Source organism: Lysinibacillus capsici (genome assembly GCF_020217405.1).
Classification (GTDB): domain Bacteria; phylum Bacillota; class Bacilli; order Bacillales_A; family Planococcaceae; genus Lysinibacillus; species Lysinibacillus capsici.
On record NZ_CP084108.1, the window covers coordinates 357,390 to 376,727 of the forward strand.

General features: G+C 35.7%; 19 protein-coding genes and 1 riboswitch. Of the genes, 10 read left to right on the forward strand and 9 right to left on the reverse strand.

All coding sequences use genetic code 11. The annotated features are described in order from the left end of the window. Positions 1-70 precede the first annotated feature (70 nt). Positions 71-172: riboswitch (purine riboswitch) on the forward strand. A 135-nt stretch (positions 173-307) separates the two neighbouring features. From LCP48_RS01785 to LCP48_RS01795, 3 genes are all read left to right on the forward strand, one after another. Next, positions 308-892: a xanthine phosphoribosyltransferase gene (locus LCP48_RS01785; protein WP_225340613.1), complete on the forward strand. Its 585-nt coding sequence runs from the start codon at positions 308-310 to the stop codon at positions 890-892. Further along, the gene (locus tag LCP48_RS01790; RefSeq protein ID WP_004227687.1) at positions 892-2,190 is read left to right on the forward strand and encodes a nucleobase:cation symporter-2 family protein; all 1,299 of its coding nucleotides are present in this window, start codon (positions 892-894) and stop codon (positions 2,188-2,190) included. The genes LCP48_RS01785 and LCP48_RS01790 overlap by 1 nt, the downstream gene beginning before the upstream one ends. A gap of 206 nt (positions 2,191-2,396) precedes the next feature. Next, entirely contained in the window at positions 2,397-2,783 is a 387-nt protein-coding gene (locus LCP48_RS01795; protein WP_004227689.1) for a DUF5071 domain-containing protein, read from the forward strand. 22 nt (positions 2,784-2,805) lie between these two features. Here the strand turns inward: LCP48_RS01795 and LCP48_RS01800 are convergent, their stop codons facing one another. Beyond that, positions 2,806-3,717, reverse strand: coding sequence for a hypothetical protein (locus LCP48_RS01800; RefSeq protein ID WP_004227690.1), 912 nt, complete (start codon positions 3,715-3,717; stop codon positions 2,806-2,808). A gap of 211 nt (positions 3,718-3,928) precedes the next feature. On the opposite strand from LCP48_RS01800, the gene LCP48_RS01805 reads away from it, so the two are divergent. Then, a complete protein-coding gene (locus LCP48_RS01805; protein ID WP_004227692.1) occupies positions 3,929-4,450 on the forward strand; it encodes a DUF2179 domain-containing protein in 522 nt (173 codons plus the stop codon). Between the two features lie 43 nt (positions 4,451-4,493). On the opposite strand, the gene LCP48_RS01810 is transcribed toward LCP48_RS01805, so the two are convergent. Further along, positions 4,494-5,780, reverse strand: a complete 1,287-nt coding sequence (locus tag LCP48_RS01810; protein ID WP_004227693.1) for a DUF2252 domain-containing protein — start codon at positions 5,778-5,780, stop codon at positions 4,494-4,496. 181 nt (positions 5,781-5,961) lie between these two features. Here LCP48_RS01810 and LCP48_RS01815 point away from each other — a divergent pair, with 181 nt between their 5' ends. Further along, positions 5,962-6,531, forward strand: coding sequence for a YitT family protein (locus LCP48_RS01815; protein WP_004227695.1), 570 nt, complete (start codon positions 5,962-5,964; stop codon positions 6,529-6,531). 31 nt (positions 6,532-6,562) lie between these two features. Here the strand turns inward: LCP48_RS01815 and LCP48_RS01820 are convergent, their stop codons facing one another. From LCP48_RS01820 to LCP48_RS01835, 4 genes are all read right to left on the reverse strand, one after another. Then, entirely contained in the window at positions 6,563-7,459 is an 897-nt protein-coding gene (locus LCP48_RS01820) for a DMT family transporter (RefSeq protein ID WP_004227698.1), read from the reverse strand. A gap of 103 nt (positions 7,460-7,562) precedes the next feature. Next, positions 7,563-8,723: a PucR family transcriptional regulator gene (locus LCP48_RS01825; protein ID WP_009373348.1), complete on the reverse strand. Its 1,161-nt coding sequence runs from the start codon at positions 8,721-8,723 to the stop codon at positions 7,563-7,565. Positions 8,724-8,884: 161 nt separating this feature from the next. After that, positions 8,885-10,303, reverse strand: coding sequence for an amidase (locus LCP48_RS01830; RefSeq protein ID WP_216487086.1), 1,419 nt, complete (start codon positions 10,301-10,303; stop codon positions 8,885-8,887). Next, positions 10,293-10,478, reverse strand: a complete 186-nt coding sequence (locus LCP48_RS01835; protein WP_004227701.1) for a hypothetical protein — start codon at positions 10,476-10,478, stop codon at positions 10,293-10,295. Before LCP48_RS01835 ends, LCP48_RS01830 begins: the two co-directional genes overlap by 11 nt. Before the next feature lie 296 nt (positions 10,479-10,774). Here LCP48_RS01835 and LCP48_RS01840 point away from each other — a divergent pair, with 296 nt between their 5' ends. The 3 genes from LCP48_RS01840 (at position 10,775) to LCP48_RS01850 (ending at position 14,398) form a co-directional block, all read left to right on the forward strand. Next, positions 10,775-11,656 (forward strand): EAL domain-containing protein, encoded by an 882-nt coding sequence (locus LCP48_RS01840; RefSeq protein WP_004227704.1) that lies wholly within the window; start codon positions 10,775-10,777, stop codon positions 11,654-11,656. Beyond that, on the forward strand, positions 11,634-12,584 hold the full coding sequence (locus tag LCP48_RS01845; protein ID WP_004227707.1) for a GGDEF domain-containing protein: 951 nt from the start codon (positions 11,634-11,636) through the stop codon (positions 12,582-12,584). The genes LCP48_RS01840 and LCP48_RS01845 overlap by 23 nt, the downstream gene beginning before the upstream one ends. Before the next feature lie 419 nt (positions 12,585-13,003). After that, complete coding sequence (locus tag LCP48_RS01850; protein ID WP_004227708.1) at positions 13,004-14,398, forward strand: L-cystine transporter; 1,395 nt, start codon at positions 13,004-13,006, stop codon at positions 14,396-14,398. 47 nt (positions 14,399-14,445) lie between these two features. Here LCP48_RS01850 and LCP48_RS01855 read toward each other — a convergent pair whose 3' ends face one another. The 3 genes from LCP48_RS01855 to LCP48_RS01865 all read right to left on the reverse strand — a co-directional run bounded on the left by LCP48_RS01855 (position 14,446) and on the right by LCP48_RS01865 (position 16,769). Further along, the gene (locus tag LCP48_RS01855) at positions 14,446-14,760 is read right to left on the reverse strand and encodes a hypothetical protein (RefSeq protein ID WP_004227712.1); all 315 of its coding nucleotides are present in this window, start codon (positions 14,758-14,760) and stop codon (positions 14,446-14,448) included. A gap of 100 nt (positions 14,761-14,860) precedes the next feature. Then, on the reverse strand, positions 14,861-15,400 hold the full coding sequence (locus LCP48_RS01860) for an SLOG family protein (RefSeq protein ID WP_404805882.1): 540 nt from the start codon (positions 15,398-15,400) through the stop codon (positions 14,861-14,863). Positions 15,401-15,623: 223 nt separating this feature from the next. Beyond that, on the reverse strand, positions 15,624-16,769 hold the full coding sequence (locus LCP48_RS01865) for a DUF418 domain-containing protein (RefSeq protein ID WP_004227718.1): 1,146 nt from the start codon (positions 16,767-16,769) through the stop codon (positions 15,624-15,626). Between the two features lie 103 nt (positions 16,770-16,872). Between LCP48_RS01865 and LCP48_RS01870 the strand changes: the two genes are divergently transcribed. Together LCP48_RS01870 and LCP48_RS01875 are read left to right on the forward strand one after the other, a co-directional pair. After that, complete coding sequence (locus LCP48_RS01870; RefSeq protein ID WP_004227720.1) at positions 16,873-17,574, forward strand: response regulator transcription factor; 702 nt, start codon at positions 16,873-16,875, stop codon at positions 17,572-17,574. Continuing rightward, positions 17,571-19,214: a sensor histidine kinase gene (locus LCP48_RS01875; RefSeq protein WP_004227722.1), complete on the forward strand. Its 1,644-nt coding sequence runs from the start codon at positions 17,571-17,573 to the stop codon at positions 19,212-19,214. Before LCP48_RS01870 ends, LCP48_RS01875 begins: the two co-directional genes overlap by 4 nt. The last annotated feature ends 124 nt before the right edge of the window (positions 19,215-19,338 follow it).

Sequence of the window (19,338 nt, forward strand, 5' to 3'; positions counted from 1 at the left end):
CGAAAAATCAAACTTTTTTTGGTGAGAGATAGTAGCTCTTGCCGAATAAAGTGATAAATTGGTTATTCTGATAGTTTCATACAAATTCACTCATATAATAGCGAGAATAGGGCTCGCAAGTTTCTACCGATTTACCGTAAATGAATCGACTATGGGTAGCAATGCTTTTAGAGAACTTCTATTTTAATGATGTTTTCTATTCATTTCGACGTTTTTGCGCTGAATGCTTTGCTCCACTCGTAGCAGAATGGAATCAAAGTATTCAGCGTTTTTTTATAATTTTTTACGAAAGAAGGATATGAAAGAAATGAAGTTATTACAAGACAAAATTATGCAAGAGGGTAAAGTATTATCTTCATCCGTATTAAAGGTTGATACATTTTTAAACCATCAAATTGATCCAATGCTAATGAAGGAAATTGGTCATGAATTCGCAAATCGTTTCTCTGATCAAGTGATTACAAAGATTTTAACAATAGAATCTTCAGGTATTGCCCCATCTGTGATGTTAGGCTTAGAAATTGGCGCACCTGTCGTGTTTGCTCGTAAACGTAAATCATTAACGCTTTCAGATAACCTTTATTCATCAAAGGTACATTCATTCACAAAAAATGAAACAAATGAGATCTCAGTCTCACGTAATTTCTTAAGCGAAGATGACAATATTTTAATTGTAGATGATTTCTTAGCCAATGGTGAGGCTGTCAAAGGCTTACTTGATATTGCTGCACAAGCGGGTGCAAAGGTTGTGGGAGTTGGAATTGTTATTGAAAAGGGCTTCCAAGATGGAGGGGAATTATTGCGTGAGCAAGGTGTTCGCGTTGAGTCATTAGCAATTGTAGATTCTCTTGAAGATGGCAAAGTAACATTTGCTATGGAGGCTCGCGCGTAATGAATACCTTTAAATCGACTGCGCTAGCGATTCAACATTTACTTGCAATGTATGCCGGAGCCATTTTAGTGCCACTGATTATCGGTGGGGCAATTGGCTTCGATTCAACACAAATGACGTATTTAGTAGCGATTGATATTATGATGTGCGGGATCGCTACACTTTTACAAGTTTATTCAGGTAAATTCATTGGTATCGGCTTACCTGTAGTACTTGGCTGTACATTCACAGCGGTAAGTCCAATTATTGCGATTGGTACAAACCCAGAGCAGGGTATTACGGACATTTATGGTTCTATTATTGCCTCTGGTGTAATTGTAATGATAATTGCGGGCTTCTTCGGTAAGCTTGTGAAATTCTTCCCACCAGTCGTAACAGGTTCAGTTGTTTCAATTATCGGTATTTCCTTATTACCAGTAGCATTAAACAATATGGCAGGTGGACAAGGTGCTGAGGATTTTGCTTCTGCTTCTAATGTAGCTTTAGCCTTCATTACATTGGTTATCATTTTAGTCGTTTATCGCTTTTCTACAGGCTTTGTTCGTGCTATTTCTATTCTGATAGGATTAGTAGTAGGTACCGTTTTAGGTGCCTTCATGGATAAGGTAGATTTCACGCCAGTTGCAGATGCGAATGTATTTCACATGGTACAACCTTTCTACTTTGGCATGCCAACATTTGATGTAACGGCGATTATTACCATGACACTTGTAGCAATGGTATCTTTAGTAGAATCATCTGGTGTCTATTTTGCGTTAAGTGATATTTGTAATAAAAAATTAGATTCAAAAGATTTGGCTCGTGGCTACCGTTCAGAAGGTCTAGCTTCAGTAATTGGTGGTATTTTCAATGCCTTCCCATACACAACATTCTCACAAAACGTGGGACTAACGCGTATGTCAGGTGTTAAAGATCGTAAAGTCATTTACATCACAGGTGGTTTACTAGTAGCACTTGGCTTCCTACCAAAAATCGCAGCGTTAACAACGATTATTCCTACATCTGTACTAGGTGCCGCAATGTTAGCGATGTTCGGTATGGTCATTACACAAGGTATGGGGATGCTCGTACCAGTTATGAACGAGTCAGCAGAAAACGCGATGATTGCTGCTATTGCAGTCAGTTTAGGTGTTGGTGTATCAGTCGTTCCTGGCATTTTTGATGCACTACCAGAAAAAGTTTCTATTTTAACATCTAACGGTATCGTTTGTGGTTCAGTCACAGCGATTATCCTGAATATTTTATTCAACATGATTGGGCCAAAGCATAAAAAAGACCCGATGCACGGGGAAGTATAAAGAAAAATATTAAAAATCATCTAAGTGCTCTATTTTTAATTAAAACAATATTGTCACCTGCTTTTATCTATTGCTATAGATTTGAGGAGGTGGCATTTTTTTGAAGGGCTATTTAATGATGATGTATTTTAAAGTGGGACAATGGGCGTGCTTACTTGCTTAAATGAAAAAATTGTCATGTATAATTAAATAAGGGAGAGATGCAGATGGAAAACTTTGAAGATCTTTTGCCAAGACATAAATCTGATAATGCGAGAGTAGAAATGATTAAGAAAATGGAAAGAGATAAAATAATGCCTTTACTGCCTAGCCTCCTTGAATGGGTTCAAGATATGAATTGGCCAGTGGCCCCAAGTGTATTAGAGTTACTTTTAACTTTTCCAGAAGAAATTGTGCCACATGTGCAAGAAGTCTTATCTTCAGATGATGATAACTGGAAATGGTTTATTTTAAACTATTTAGTTATTGAATTACCAGTAGAGTCTAGAGTTCAGTTTAAAAAATATTTAACAAGAGTGGCTGAAAGACCTACACGGAATGAACTCGCAGAAGAAGTTAATGAAATTGCAAAAGAAATTTTGGAGACAATTTAAAAAATAGTATGTAGAGAAATATTTAGTTTAGTTTCTTATTATTTTTGTCACGTATAATAACTTCATATGGAATTTCCTCGATGGATAGTTCTTCTTTTTTTAATTCTATTATCTTATCCACATAATACATTAGCTGCTTAACCTTTTTGTTAGATTGCCAAAACCCTTTTGGTTTTTCTAAGTCAGTTTTAATAATTATTTGTAACGGTTCAGGGTGGAACGAATATGCAAATCCTCTGTATTCCTTAAATTGTTTTTTAGTTTCGTCTCTGATTGCACTAAATACAGGTTGCCATTCTTGGTCTTTGATTTTACTTTTGCTTTTTTCTTTTATTAAAACCTTTAAGTTCATGTTGGTATTAGAATAAACTGAACTGGCGATAAGCTTTTCGATTTCATTCTTATTTATTAATTCCCCGTTTATTACCTCAATTATGATTCCCTTACTTGGGTCAATAGTTAATGAATAATTGGTTTTATCATAACCATTCGCTTTTAATAAATCTAAGGTTATTTTTAGTACTTCATTTAACTTACCATGTTCCTCACTTAATTCGTAACCATCCAATACAATGTAATCCACTTTGAAGTTTTTGAAACCCGACTCTTTTGTAATATTTAAGATGATATTATCAATAATACTCTTATTCCTTTCAATAAAGTCTTTATCTTTGGCTTGAATTGTAAATACACGGTTATCTTCGGAAAAACCAAATCCTATTTGATCGAATCCTTTTTTAGTAAACTCTAGGGAAATTTTGTTTAATATCTCGTTTTTCTGCTCAATTTTCTTTTTAGTTTCCTCCATACTTTTAACTAAAGTCATTTCCAACTTTTCTTCAGAATGAGCAGACCTTGATTTATCTACATTTATCGTTATGACCATGGCAATAATGGTAGTGGCAGTTATAAAACCAATTAAGGTTTTTTTCATAATAGTCACCCCTCAAGTAAAATTTTATGTTTTTAACTATTGATTATGATTTTTGTTAAAATTTGTTCCTTTAAAATAACTCTAGACAGTCATATGGAATGTTTAACATTAGAACTAAAAGGGAATTTAAAATAGAGTTGTTGAAATCGCATGTAACTCTCTCTTTCAACATATACTTATATAAAACTACTCTCAGAAAGGTCTAGTACAAATGCAAAGTATTGTTTTAATTTTAATCCTACAATTAGTATATGTACCTTTTTTAACATTACGAACAATATTTTTAGTAAAGAATATCACGTTCCTTGCTGCGATATTTGGGATGCTGGAGATGTTGGTATATGTATTTGGCCTTTCACTCGTTTTCAGTGGGAAGCAAAGTATGTTATCTATGGTTGTCTATGCAGTTGGGTTTGGATTAGGTATATTTTTAGGAGCAAAAATAGAACGAAAGCTAGCGATAGGCTATGTTTATACAACCATTAATACGCAAAATAAGAATGAAGAGCTTGTGAAATTTCTTCGCAACGAAGGGTTTGCAGTCACGATTTATATAGGAGAAGGGCGAGATAGTAACCGCTATAAATATGAGATCTTAACGAAGAGGAATCGTGAAGGAGAGCTCTTTCAAATAGTAGAGCAATTTGAGCCGAATGCGTTTATTATCTCGTATGAGCCTAAATCATTTAAGGGCGGCTTTTTACTTGCTCGTATGAAGGCTAAGCAAAAATAATAGTCAATATGAGAGGACCTTCGCTAAAAGCGAAGGTCCCTTTTTACATTTTTGTTTCAACCCAGTTTTTAAATAAGTCATAATCTGTATAGACGGTTTCTTTGTAGCTCATTGCTTGTAAAATTGTATGTTCTATAAATACATTTCGTTCTTTACCGATCGCTTTTAAAATCTCCTCCTCGCTGTGATAGGTAAAAACATGAGAATAATCGATGTCAGCTCGTGCATGTATTTTAGCGGCAATTTTCCCCATAAGTGATGTTGTTGTAAAGTAATCCTCTACATCCTTATAGTTTTTAGGCTTAATCTTCTTTTTATAAGGAGAACGTTCTCGAATATAAAATTCCTGACCATTCATTGTAATAAAGGCTAAATGTGGATCCTCTAAGTGGTGCATGGCTTTTTGAGTTCCAACTACTCGTGCTCCTTGGTGCTCATAATGAGCCCAAAACAGATCCTGATAGGGAAGAAAGTAGGCAGGTATGGCTGTGCGTACTTCTTTCATTTCTAACACTAAATTTTCAACTCCTGATGCACCCTTTTCGTCTTCCACTAAAATATAGTAACGTTTTAAACCGATAGATGCTGTCCCAGAGCCATACTTATAAGCTATGTCCCTAATTTTATAAGTAGAAAGTGCCTTTGAAATGGCACTGTATTCCTCAGCAGTGACTGGTTGAATTTCTTCATTCCATAAGAAAGCACGTTCGCCATCTTCATTGAGATACGTAATATCTTGTAAAAAGTAAGATCTTTGGCGTTTTTCAAGCTTTTTCAATAACCTCTTTGCGGGTCCCTTTGTATTATCTTTTGTAAAAATGAGTGTTAGAGGATCATCCTGTTTACGCTCAAATCGTTTTAGCTGATCAATATAACTGTTAAGAAAATGTTGAATAGCCGTTTCTTGGGTTACCTTATGTAAGCCTTGTTCCTCTAAATAGAGCGCAATACTAACACTCATTCTAACAATGTCGTATAAATAAGAACCAACATAGCCCTCATCGAAATCATTGACATCAAAAACAATGGAGCCAGCTTCATTTTGAAAAGCACCGAAGTTATCCATATGCATGTCACCTTGAATCCAAGTCGGTTTTCTATCAGGAGTATGGAAGATTGAAGCTGATTTTGTCATATCAAAATAAAAGAGATAGGCACTTCCACGGAAAAATCGAAAAGGACTTTCAAGCATTTTACGGTATTTCTCCAAGCGCTGTCCCTCTGTTAAACGCATTCGTTGACCATCAAACTCTTCAAAGATTGTTTCCAATTGTTCTTGTCTTAAAAAAGTTCTTGTATGTTTAACTTGTTCCAATAAAGCATGCTCCATATCATAATCCCCTTTGTTAATTTAAAATTTATCTGTATATACGGAAATAAATTGAATAAGTTTCGAAGAAATTTAGCAAATGTACTCGATAAAAATGGCTAATCATCTAAGGTTATTTCATAACATGTTCAATAACCTATTTTCATACTATAAGACATGCATAGACACGGAGGGGGGTTGTATGTATTTCTTTACAAAAAGTCTTGTCATTATAATAGGAAGTATTTCATTGTCGTTAGGAATAAACTTATTTTTAACGCCCTATGAAATTTTAGATGGGGGAGTAGTAGGGTTAGCGCTAATATTACATTATTTATATAAGCTCCAAATTGGTTTAATGATTATTATCATTAGTATTCCGATTTTTATTATTGCGTGGTTTAAATATAAAACCTATTTTTACAATAGTATACATGGCTTACTAACGTCTTCCTTCATTATCGATTTTTTAAAGCCTGTCCGCAATCTTGTGCAAATTGATGCGCTCTATAGTGCCATTCTTGGAGGAATACTTGTAGGCTTTGGTATTGGTCTAATGCTGCGTTTTCAGACAAGCACAGGGGGGACTGACTTGATAGCACAATTTATCTGTGATAAAACGGGTATCAATGTTGGGGTATTGATATTTTTTATTGATTCCATCGTGATTGTTATAGGCGGATTCCTCCTATCCACCTCGACCTTTCTATTATCTATAATTACAGTGCTAGTTGTGGGGATTACGACAAGCATTATTACTAGTCGAGTTTAATAAACAAAAAAAGTTCCAGTATAAACTGAAACTATTTGGGGGACTGATTATCGAGTGCTTTCATTAGCTTCTTTTTTGGATGTGCGGGTTTCACTTCGGCAATTAGTATAGCTAGTAAAATAAGTACGGCACCAACGACCATACGGCTTGTTAGCATTTCATGCAAGAAGATTACGGATAAAACCATGCCGAAAAAAGATTCAGTTGATAGTATAATCGCAGCTTTTGTGGCAGTTGTATATTGATTGGCCACATTCTGGAAAAGATAAGCTATGGTCGTAGAAAAAATCCCTAAATAAACAAGAGAGTAAATTGCCTCTTTTTCAAGTGACGTAGGAATTTCACCTTGGCTAATGACAACGAGAACACCTATAAAGGAAGCTGTGAGAAACTGAATAATAGTTAGAGCAATGGCATCTTCCTTTTGAACAAAAAGGTTAGTACAAAAGATATCAAAGGCAAAAGCAACAGCACAAGCTAATGATAGGGCATCACCTATATTCATTGTCAAGGAGCCTTGTAATGATAAAAAGCCAATGCCCACAATCGCCATTATCGAACCAATGATTTCGTAGCCATCGATACGACGTTTATAAACGGCATATGCTATTAAAGGAACAATAATGACATTTACTGCGGTTAAAAAGGCATTTTTAGATGGTGTAGTATATTGCAGTCCGACTGTTTGAAGGGCAAACGCTATATATAAAATCGTACCTAATAAAGCTCCCTTCCAAATTACTGATTTCGAAGCCTTTTTTAAGCGGGCGCCAAATAAAACGGTTAATATGATGGAAGCTAATAAAAATCTGCCAGCCATTACTTGATAAGCTGTTAAATATTCTAGAGCAATGGCTGTTACAACAAATCCACTACCCCACACGATTGCAGTAACTAATAACATGCCATCAGCTATGTAAGTTTTCATGTTTTCTTCCTCCTAACTTCAATAGAATAGCATAAGAGAGAAGAAAAGAATTTGATTTTATTTCTAAATATTCAGGCGTTTTTTTGTACTTATTCCAAAGCGATTAGTCATTGTTCATTTTGCTATGTAATAAGTACAATTTAACGGCTGCAGCTAGGCGTTCATAAAAAACATAATCATTATCTATGGGTGCTACTAGCTGACGTATTTTAGCCATACGATAGCGAATTGTATTTGGATGACAGAATTGTGCTACAGCCACTTCCTTAATATTTCCTTTTTTAATGATATAAGTTATGGCGGTTTCCATTAAGTCTGGATCAGCCTTATCATCAAGTAGAGGGGCTAAAAAGGAGGTAACATAGTCCATAGCGAATGTTGTATCTTTACGGTATAACTCGATTAATAAACAATCGGACGCGAGATTCTTATAATGACAGTTAGGGAGCATATCGATTTCAGCAAAAATATTGGCAAAAAAAGCTTCGCGTAATGCCGTTGGGAATCCAGTCTGGGTATCATTACAACTGCTATAGCCGAAAGTGATGGTATCAGTGGGTATGGCGTATAATGCTAGCCATTCATGTAAAACCCTTTCAAATTGGAATTGCTGAGATGGATGTGTCATGATGATAAATAGACTTTTTTTATAAGAACAAATCATACCCGATTTTAATAGTGGCTCCAACGTGTAAAAGGGCTGCATCCAGCTCGGATGGATTGTGTCACTAGCTTGTAAATTTGCTATAAATACATATTTTTCAAAGGGCTTATTGAGCTGTTGTAAAATGGATTTGATTTGCTCCTGTGTTACATCTTCCTCCATTAGCCTTCGTAAAATCGTTTCTATAAAATAGGAATAATCCTGTGTCTTAGCATAAGCCATTGTTTCTAAAATGATTTTTTCAAAAAACTCATCTCCACCAAAGCGCAATATAGGGAAATTATGCTGTTCTGCATACATCAAAACTTCTTCAGGTAATTCCTTAAAAATAACAGGCTTATAAGCTAAAGCACTAGCCCCAAGCTCAATTAGATTTTTAACAGCATTGAGTAAATACTCAGGCTTTTGTTTAGCAAATAATAAACTACTTAACACAACGCTGTTGGGGGTAAAGATGGTATCTCTGACATGGTGGATGTCAGGTGAAAATTCAAAGTCTAATATTTCTACATTTTGAACAGCTTTATGTAAGCCGCTGTGACCAGCAATAACAGTGAAGTCTTTTGTAATAGGTAGTTGTAAAAATTTCTCTACATTCATGTGTGGATCATTGCCTTTCCTGTAATAAGCTTCTTGCTTCTATTATAAAATTACTTGTACATAAAAAACCATTAGTATAAATGCTAGCAGGTTTCTCCCACAAAAAAATCTGCTCATTCAGCGGTATACCGTGAAGTGAGCAGATTTCCAGTGCTTAACGTTTAGATATTAGCAAAAATATTTGGTTTTCTAGTTCTCTGTGGATTTGCTTGCTCAACAGCATAGCCTACATTTAAAATGCGTCCTTCTTTAAAGGCTGGTCCAATAATTTGTAGACCTATTGGTAAGTTTCCTTTAAAGCCACAAGGAACCGAGAGGGCAGGTAAGCCTGTTAAGTTACTAGGGCCTGTAAAGCGGATAATATTATCAATTAAATCTACCTTTTTACCGTTTAACACTGCAAAATCATCCCCAATTGTACTAGCTACAACAGGTAGGGTAGGGGAAATGAGCACATCTACCTTATTAAAAATCTCTGTAAACTCCTGCTTGATTTGACGACGTACCTGCTGAGCCTGCAAGTAATCGACTGCAGAAGGCAATTCACCAAGCTCAAATAGCAGACGAATATCGTCACCAAAGTCTTGTGGTCTCTTTTGTAAATCTGAATGGTGTATAGCTGCTGCCTCTGAAAGAGACGTCACAAGCTCTGCCCATTCTGCATATTGTAGGGAAGGAATACGCACCACATCTACTTTAGCGCCTTGATCCACTAAGCTTTGAATACTTGCTCTAACAGCCTTCTCGACATCAGTATCAACATTATTAAAGAAGTACTCTTCATTGATACCAATCACTAGATCCTTGATATTGGCAGTAAGCTGCTTCTCATAGTTGTCTATTGGAATATCAATGCAGGTAGGGTCTCGATGATCAAAACCAGCGATAACTTCGAGCAAGCCCGCTGCATCCTTAACGGTCTTTGTCATCGGGCCAATGTGGTCTAAGCTCCATGCTAGCGGGTAGCAGCCGAATTTACTTACACGACCGTGTGTAGGTTTTAAACCTACAATGCCGCAAGCAGAGGATGGAATTCGAATAGAGCCTGCTGTATCTGTCCCTAGTGAAGCAACACTTGCTCCAGCTGCAACAGCCGCACCAGAGCCTCCACTTGAACCACCAGGAATTTTATCTAAATCCCATGGGTTACGGACAGGGCCGTAATGAGGGTTGTTATTGGTAATTCCCCAAGCATATTCATGCATGCTTAATTTTCCAGTGAAAATAACACCAGCGTCACGAAGCTTTTCAACTACTGTCGCATCATAATCAGAAACGAAGTCCTTATGAATTTTTGAGGACATCGTTGTTATTTTATCTTTAAAATACAAGTTGTCCTTTAAGGCCATAGGTATCCCATGATACATACCCTTATAATGACCTTGGAGAATCTCCTGTTCAACTTCTTTTGCCCTTGCTAAGGCTTCTTCCCGATAAAAGGCCATATAGGAATTAATTTTAGGCTGACTTTCCTCAGCAAAATCTAAAATAGCTTTCGTTAATTCCACGGGAGATAGCGACTTTGATGCTAGTAAAGGTGCCAACTCTTCAACAGATTTTAAATGTAAATCAGTTGTCAATATGATCACCTCCAGGAATACTACGTACAGCAATGTCCGCATCATTAATCGCAATACCTTCTAAATTGCTGCGAAGTGACTGCATACCTTCCCAGCGTGTTTTTAATAGTTCAAGGTGTTCAGGTTTCGGTGTAATTCCTTTGTTCTCCAATAACTGTTGAATAGACAAGCTCATTAACAGGATCCTCCCTTGAATAATTTTTATCTAAATAGGTTTCCCTATTAAGACCAATACAGTAAAAACACAAAAAAATATAATAGGTAATATAAACCTATTATTACAATCATACACTAATATCATTTTATATCAAATAAATTATTTGTAATAGTTTTAATATTGTGAAATATTAACTAGAAAAGCGTTTTGTTAAAACCTATTGCTAGAACTTGCTCTTTTTACATTCGGTTCACAGTCTATTTACAATCAAAGCGTACAATGAACCATAATAACCAAATTGAAGAGGTGCAAGAATGGAGTCTGCAGTGGGACAAAGTATAAAAACAAGTAATATATTTTCTTTTTTTAAATATTTATATGGGCAGCATCAAAGCAGTTCATTATATATGAAACGTTTAAAGGCATTGAAACAAATTATTCAGCATAACGATTTACATACATACTTTCAACCTATTGTAGATTTACAGTCAAAGCAAACAATAGGATTTGAAGCATTAAATCGACCATTACCCTCAACATTATTTAACAGTGTGGATCAGTTTTATGAGTTTGTAGGACAAACAGATTGTGTTTTTTTATTTGAATGTTTTTGTAGAAATCTTTCCTTGCAACGTTTCAAGGAACGTTTACACAAAGACTTGGTGAATAAAAACTTTTTAGTGTTCCTTAATATACATCCGAATGTTTTATTAGATAAAAAATATCACAGTGGCGAAACGTTACAATTATTGAAGGAGCTTGGTATTAAGCCTCAGCAAGTGGTTTTTGAACTGACTGAGCGGAGTGCAGTAATAGATTTTATGGAGTTTGAACGTGTATTATCGCATTATCGATCACAGGGCTATCGCATTGCCGTCGATGATGTGGGATCTGGCTATAATAGTTTAAAAACGCTCATCTATTTAAAGCCAGAATTTATTAAGCTAGACCGTTCATTAATTCAATTCATAGACCAAAATAATGAACAACAGCAGCTTGTCACATTGTTAATGAAATATGCTGAACAAGCCAATACTAAAATCATTGCTGAAGGGATTGAACGACAAGAGGAGCTTGATTATCTCCATCGTATTGGCATTCATTATGCACAGGGGTATGCGATAGGAAAGCCAGCAAAGGAAATATATATGGGGAAAATAAGGGTGGGTGACCATGAAGATAGGGGAAGTCATTGAGAAAGTTCCATGTATTGATGAATTTGTGAAAAATAAAGAAGTAGATGTACTTTTTACAAGTAATCCATCGTTGCGTAGCGTTGTTGTTGTGCGTGATGAAAAACCAATTGGCCATATTACACGCACACATTTCTATCAAAAAATCGGTACTCGGTATGGCTATCATTTATTAATGGAACGTCAAAATCAGCTGATGATCAAGAAAAATCCTTTAATCGTTGATCGTAATACACCAATCACAGAGGTTAGTACATTAGCTATGGCTAGACCTCCTGAGGATTTATATGATGATGTCATCGTCACGAAAAACAATCTTTATTATGGCATGGTTAGTATTCGAGAGTTATTGTTAAAGCTTGTTGATACACAAGTAGCCATTGCAAGCTTCCTGAATCCATTAAGTAGTCTTCCTGGCAATAAATTAATCGATGACAAATTAGAGGAAGCATTACAGCTATCGCAATATAGTTTAATTTATTTTGATTTAGATCACTTTAAATCCTACAATGACACATATGGCTTTAATAAAGGCGATAAAATTTTACGGTATTTAACAGAAATACTAAAAAGACATATTTGCGGCGTAGAAGAATTTTTAGGACATATTGGTGGAGATGATTTTGTAGCTATTCTGCCGTATTATGAGGTAGAAAAGATTTGTCAAAAGATTATTGATGACTTTGATGCCAACATACTTAGTTTTTACGAGTTAGAGGATTTAGCATATGTTCAGGTAGCTAGTAGATCAGGCGAATTGGAACCTTTAACATGTACATCCTTATCCATTGCCATAATTACGAATGAATATCAGTATTTTGACTCTGTCGAACAGTTATCCAATGCGGTAACACATGTGAAAAAACAGTGTAAAAAAATCGCTGGTAGTTGTTACCTCATTAATAAACAACAAAACTATTTTGTTCATTAGCAAATTATGCTAGATTTGTGGAACTAATATGTAAAATATATGAAAAATTAAAATTTGGTTACAAGAGGTTTAGATGGATTCAAGAAGACTACACATTTGGCTACCTGTCACCTGCTTAGAAAGAGCCTAAATTTTAGAAAAATGCTTAAAAGGCTGCCCCTACACTGTTAAAAACTAACAGTATAGGGGCAGTTAATCATTTGTCACCAAATGTAGTGCAATTGATTAAACTAGCTATACAATTACACTCTTTCCTTTGTCGGAGGATGATTGTTACGCCATTATTCGGGGAATAATTCTAAGCAAGAAAGCATTCTGTTATAGGAATTTATTAATCTTAATAAAACATACTTGAATTATAGGGATTATGGGTATATAATTCGATTACATTATTATAAAACATCTTAGGAGGCATTCCATTGTCGAATTTACAAATCATTCTTAACGTAGCAGTGTTACTTGTGTTCGTTGGAATTTTATATGTTATGAATAAAAAGCACGTGAAGTTTTCTAATCGTGTTTTTGCCGGTTTAGGCTTAGGGATTGTACTTGGTCTTGGACTTCATTTTATTTATGGTCTCGATTCTGAAGTATTAGCCAAAACAACATCTTGGTACAATATTATCGGTACTGGGTATGTGAAACTGCTCCAAATGGTAGCAATGCCATTAGTATTTATCTCCATTTTAATTGCATTTACTAAAATGAAGATTGGTAAAAATTTCGGAAAAATGGCAGCTCTTATTTTAGCCATTTTAATCGGTACAACAGCCGTTTCTGCAGCTGTAGGTATTCTTTCTGCAACAGTCTTTGATTTAGATGCAACACAAATTTTACAAGGTGATGCTGAAACTGCACGTGGTCAATACCTTGAAGAGAAAACAACGGGCTTAGCGGCTCCTGATTTACCAACACAAATTATTGAGTTATTCCCAGCAAATCCGTTCCTTGATTTAACGGGTGCTCGTTCTACTTCAACGATTGCGGTTGTAATTTTCTCAGCATTCCTAGGTTTTGCTTATTTACGTGTGGCACGTAAAGATGAGGGAACTGCAGCTACAATTAAAAAAGGTTTAGATGCCATCTATGCCCTTGTAATGGGTGTCGTAACAATTGTATTACGCTTAACGCCATACGGAATTCTCGCGATTATGGCTCGTACTGTCGCAACATCTGATTTTGGAGCGATCTACAATTTAGGTAAGTTTGTCATTGCTTCTTATGTAGCACTATTTATTGTTTTAATCGTACACTTATTAATCATTACATTAAGTGGTTTAAATCCATTTACGTATTTGAAAAAATCGGCAGAAACATTATTATTTGCCTTTACATCACGTTCTAGTGCCGGTACTTTACCGATGAATATTAAAACGCAAACAGGTCGCCTTGGGGTATCTGAGGGGATTGCAAACTTCTCAGGCTCATTCGGATTATCAATCGGGCAAAATGGTTGTGCCGGTGTATATCCTGCGATGTTAGCCATTATGATTGCACCAACAGTCGGCATTAATCCACTTGACCCTGTGTTTATTATTACAGTTATCGCAGTAGTAGCGGTTAGCTCGTTTGGTGTAGCAGGTGTTGGGGGTGGTGCAACATTTGCAGCTATCCTTGTATTATCAGCGCTTGATTTACCAATTGCTCTAGCAGGTGTATTAATCTCTGTTGAGCCTTTAATTGATATGGGTCGTACAGCGTTAAATGTAAGTGGTTCAATGACTGCTGGTGTTACAACAGCGCGTATTACTAAAGAATTAGATACAGAAATGTATAATAATAAAGAGTTAGGTGCTCAAGTAGCAGACCTATAAGATCGAAGAAGCCCCGTTAAAGTTTTAACTTTAACGGGGCTTCAGCTTTATACGATTTTTACATAAAAATCCTTACCATTGATTAATTCAGATATCTCAATATTATAATTTTGTTTATAGTAATCATAAATATTGTAGGCTAAACCGGAGTGTCCATTCAAATAGGTTCCCTTTTTAATTTCTTTACGTGGATTATGGAAATCAAAATATAAGCGTGAATCATGACTCATTGAATTTAAAATAGCAAGAAATTCTTGTTCTTCAATATGAATTCCCCGTGTATACCGACATTCTCTACGATACGTATCATGTGACACATTTACGGGAGAAGCTTCAAGAATCATTTCAATATGTTTATTCAAATGATGACAGCTCCTTTCAAATTATAGGTAAAAACCATAAGAACAATCAGCTTTTATTACTTCTAGTATATAATTGTCAGAAAATTATATCAATATTTTTCTACCAGTTTTGCTGTTGAATTTCTTCAGCTATTAATTGTAAGTCATAGGCAGTTACTGTTAAAAGGTTATAATCATGGGACTCCATATAATTTTCTGCAAGCCGTTTGATATATTTCGGTGAACCCTCATTTTCTTCATCATAAATTAATAAAAGTCCATCTGTATTTTGGATAATAAATTTGTCCTTCTCAATAAATTGCCAAGGAGCTTCATACGGTTTTTTGGTCACGCTTGTGACAAAATCAGCTTGGGCAATTAATGCTTGATACTTTTCTTTTTTATGATCTTGCCAATTTTTCTCTTGCTCTAAAAAAGGTGTGATCACGGCGTATTTTAAAAGTGGGAATTCTTTTTTTAACATTAAAACAACTTCAGCACTCCAAGTTTCTACGCCCTGCTGACCGCTGATAATAACCCATTCAAGTCCTTCATCAAGCAGTGTACGTAGACGAGCTTCCAGTGCTTTCTTTATGATGACAATACCAGGATGTTTATCATTAAAGATACCAAGCTCATGTGGTTTATAGCCAGTAATCATAATACGCTGTAACACCAAAATACCCCCTAAGCTGTATAGTTGTAAATACTAGTATACAGCAAGGGGGCAAATGAAATCGATGTTATCTATGAAAAGGCAAATAGTGTTAAAATTACTGCTACAGCTGCACAAATGCCTAAAAACCACCATGAGTCTGTAAAGTCTTCTTTTGTGTCACTATTCATAAAAAATATTCCTTTCTAATTTGCTTGTTTGAGGGGTGTTACTTTACTTGCCCAGTCCAAGACCAATTTGTCCATATTCGTAAGATTGTTTCAAAGGGACCACGTTTAAATTTCTTTAAATAGGCAAGGCTGAAAACACATTGCAAGCTATAAACAATGATTCCAAAAAGGATTCCGCCAAAGACTCCTAATTTGCCATATAAGCCAAGGCCATAGCCATAAAAAACAGTTGTACAAATGATGGTTTGTAGTAAATAATTGGTTAGTGATAGTTTGCCAACGCTCTCAAATGCAGGAGCTAGTAGTTGAACTGGACGGGTGTTATAAATGTATGCTGCGAGGCAAACATAGCCAATCGCTAATAACTGGGAGCCGCCCATTAATAAGATCGAAGAAAATGCACTTATACTTTCTATAAAACTTAAACTTTTACATACGAGTCCTATGGGTACAAGGAGAGCACCTAGCTTATACCATTTCATTTCCTTGTTCATCTCCACGAAGGCTTGCTTTTTAGCGAGCGCCATCCCAAACAGGAATAATGGTGCGTAGAACATAGGTGCAAAAATTAATATAATGAAAATAAATGAAGGATCCTCCATTCCTGGTACTTCAGCATTAGCTCTAAAATCAAAAATTTCTAAGTAGCTTCCGTTAGCGTAAACATCATCCGCTTGCTCGATGTATGTCTCTATCTCTTTTTGTTCTTTTTTAGATGTTTCCATAGAGCCGTATGTTAACGCCGTAGTTAATACAAATAGGATACCAGCCCAAATAAATAAAGTTTTTGGTTTACGATTAATAAATGGGATTAAAAATAACATCATACAGCCATAAGAAAATAGAATATCGCCTTCCCACAATAAAATAGAATGTAATAAGCCAAGGGCAATTAAACCTGTTGCACGACGTAAAATAGACCAGCGGCTTTTATTCTTTTTTCTGCGGATGGATTCAATTAGTTTAATAAGTGAGAAGCCGAATAAAATAGTGAAGATGGGCATAAATGAGCCTTCAATCACAACTTTTACAAAATATAAAGCCCCGTTATCTAAGGTAGAAAGATTTTTTAATTCATCTTTGCCATACATCCCGAATTGGAAGATTAGCAAATTTGCCATTAAGATGCCAAATAAACTAAATCCACGCATTGTATCAATGAAAGTAACACGATTAGTTGTCATTGCGTTTTATCTCCTTAATTGGTTATCTTATACATATAATAAATAGGGAAGCTTATGGTGAAATAATGACTACCTTAAAGTAATCTTAAAAGTAGGTGAGGAAATGCAGGAAGCATCAATTTTAGTGTTAGAGGATGAACGTGCCATTGCTGAAATGATTGAAATCATTTTAAGAAAAGAAGGAATTAACAATATTACCTTATGTAATACAATAGAAGAAGCAAAAGATGAAATGAATACTAAAACATTTGACTTTTATCTATTAGATATCATGCTACCCGATGGAAGTGGGCTGGATATGGCGAATAGTATTCGAGAAAAAAGTGATGCCCCTATTTTTTATTTAACCGCAAAAAGTAGTGATGCAGATAAGCTTCGTGGTTTTATGAATGGTGCAGATGATTATATTACAAAACCATTTAACCCCTTAGAGCTTGTAGCACGAGTAAAAGTGCAGCTAGTCCGTTATATGAAGAAAAAAAGTGTACCAGAAAATCACATATTTACTTGTAGCCGTTTTACATTTGACATTGATGCAGCAGAAATTGAGGTAGACGGTGTAAAGGAAATAATTAGCGGTCGCTTGTTTCATTTACTAAAATATTTATGTGACAATGCAGGGCAAGTGTTATCAAAAGAGCAAATATACGAACGTGTATGGGGTGATTGCTTATTTGATGATAATACAGTGATGGTACATATAAGAAAGCTGCGAGAAAAAATAGAAAAAAATCCTGGAAAGCCGACATGCATTATCACTGTCAGAGGCATTGGCTATAAGCTTGTTGGGGACATTTCTTCATGAAGCCAGCTGGAAAATTAACACTCCGTTTTGTTTCGTATTTCATCATATTCTATCTATTGATCATTTCAGGTTTTATTATAAGCTTGGTGTTTTTTGCTATTTTTATCAATGACCGTGTTGGTGACAACATTCATGTGATGAGCTCCTTTGAAATCGAAGATGATGCAGTTGTAGAGAAAGGGAAGACAGTTAAAATTGCTGATTATTTAGTGAAGAGAGCTGAAGAAAATGTTGGACAGCTGTATTTATTTGATCCAACCATGACGATTGTTGATTATACAGGAGATACCTGTGGACTATGTGGAAAGTCAGATAGTGAAATATTGGCATTGCAGCAACCAGGCATGCATACATGGGAATTGCCGAATTACTACTTATTATTTCTTCCGACTACTCCTGTGCAACCGCTTTTTGAGGAGGCACTTGAAAACTGGACAGCAACAGGGGACATTTCAGCTGTAACACGGCAACGTCTAAAAGAAAATAAAGCTAGTGTTGAAATTTATGACGAGCAATGGAATCGGATTGAGGTCATAGGCGAACGTTATGAGAAGCTAAATAAGCCACAATTACTAGAGGAAAAATACGATATTTTCGAGCATGCGGAGCTAAAGCAAAGTACAACCTTAGCCAACGATAGGACATTTGTTGTAAGAATGCCTAATCCATCGTATAAGCCATTTGAAGAGCCTTTTAATAAGGCAATGGTACTGTTTGTTTCTATCTTCTTTGGGGGACATGTTATTTTGCTGTTGGGTGTTATTTTCTTATCTATTAGTATTTCACGTCAATTCGTGCGACCACTTGTCTATGTGATATCGCGCATTGAGCGACTTACCCAATTCGATTACAGAGAGATTAGTGACAAAAAAATCCATCATAGAAAGACAGGGAAGTTGAAAAGAAAATTTAAACTGTTCCAACCTGTAGAAGAGTCACTCAATCACTTATCGGAGCGACTTGATTCAAATGAAAGGCAAATCAAGCATGCAGAGCAATTACGGGAGGAGTGGATAACAGGTTTATCGCATGATTTAAAGACCCCGTTAAGCTCAATTTACGGCTATTCAACGATGCTGGCATCGCAGGATTATGAATGGACAAAGGAAGAGATGCGTATTTTTGCAACAACCATGCAGGAAAAGGCAACCTATATGGATGCACTGATTCAGGATTTGACGTATACGTATCAATTAAAAAATAAAGCCATACAGCTAGATAAAGTGGTACTGCCGCTAGCAACATGGCTACCGCAATTTGCAGACGAACAGGTGTGTGTGAAGGTGTATGGTGATGTGTTGTTACAAGCAGATGAGCTTTTACTCAAGCGAATAATGGATAATTTAATTACCAACGCGAAAAAATATACACCTGAAGGAACGAAGGTACTTGTGGAAGCACAACATACTGGTAAAGAAGTGATGCTTACCATTGCTGATCAAGGACCAGGTATTCCTCAGGAGGAGCTCGATAATCTATTCGAACGCTATTATCGAGGTACGAATACAACAGACGATATTACAGGAACAGGGCTAGGACTAGCCATTACGAAGCAGCTCATTGATTTACACAATGGCACAATTAGTGTTCGTTCAGGTCAAAATGGGACAATCTTTGTGCTAAAATTTCAATGTCATTAAGGTGAATCACTGTGTTTTCTTAATACTGGACAAAAGTCTGTCATAGAACTTAATTTCATTCAACAGAGTAAAGAGGTATCAAAGTATTCATTTGATACCTCGTTTTTTATTTATTTTTCGTACA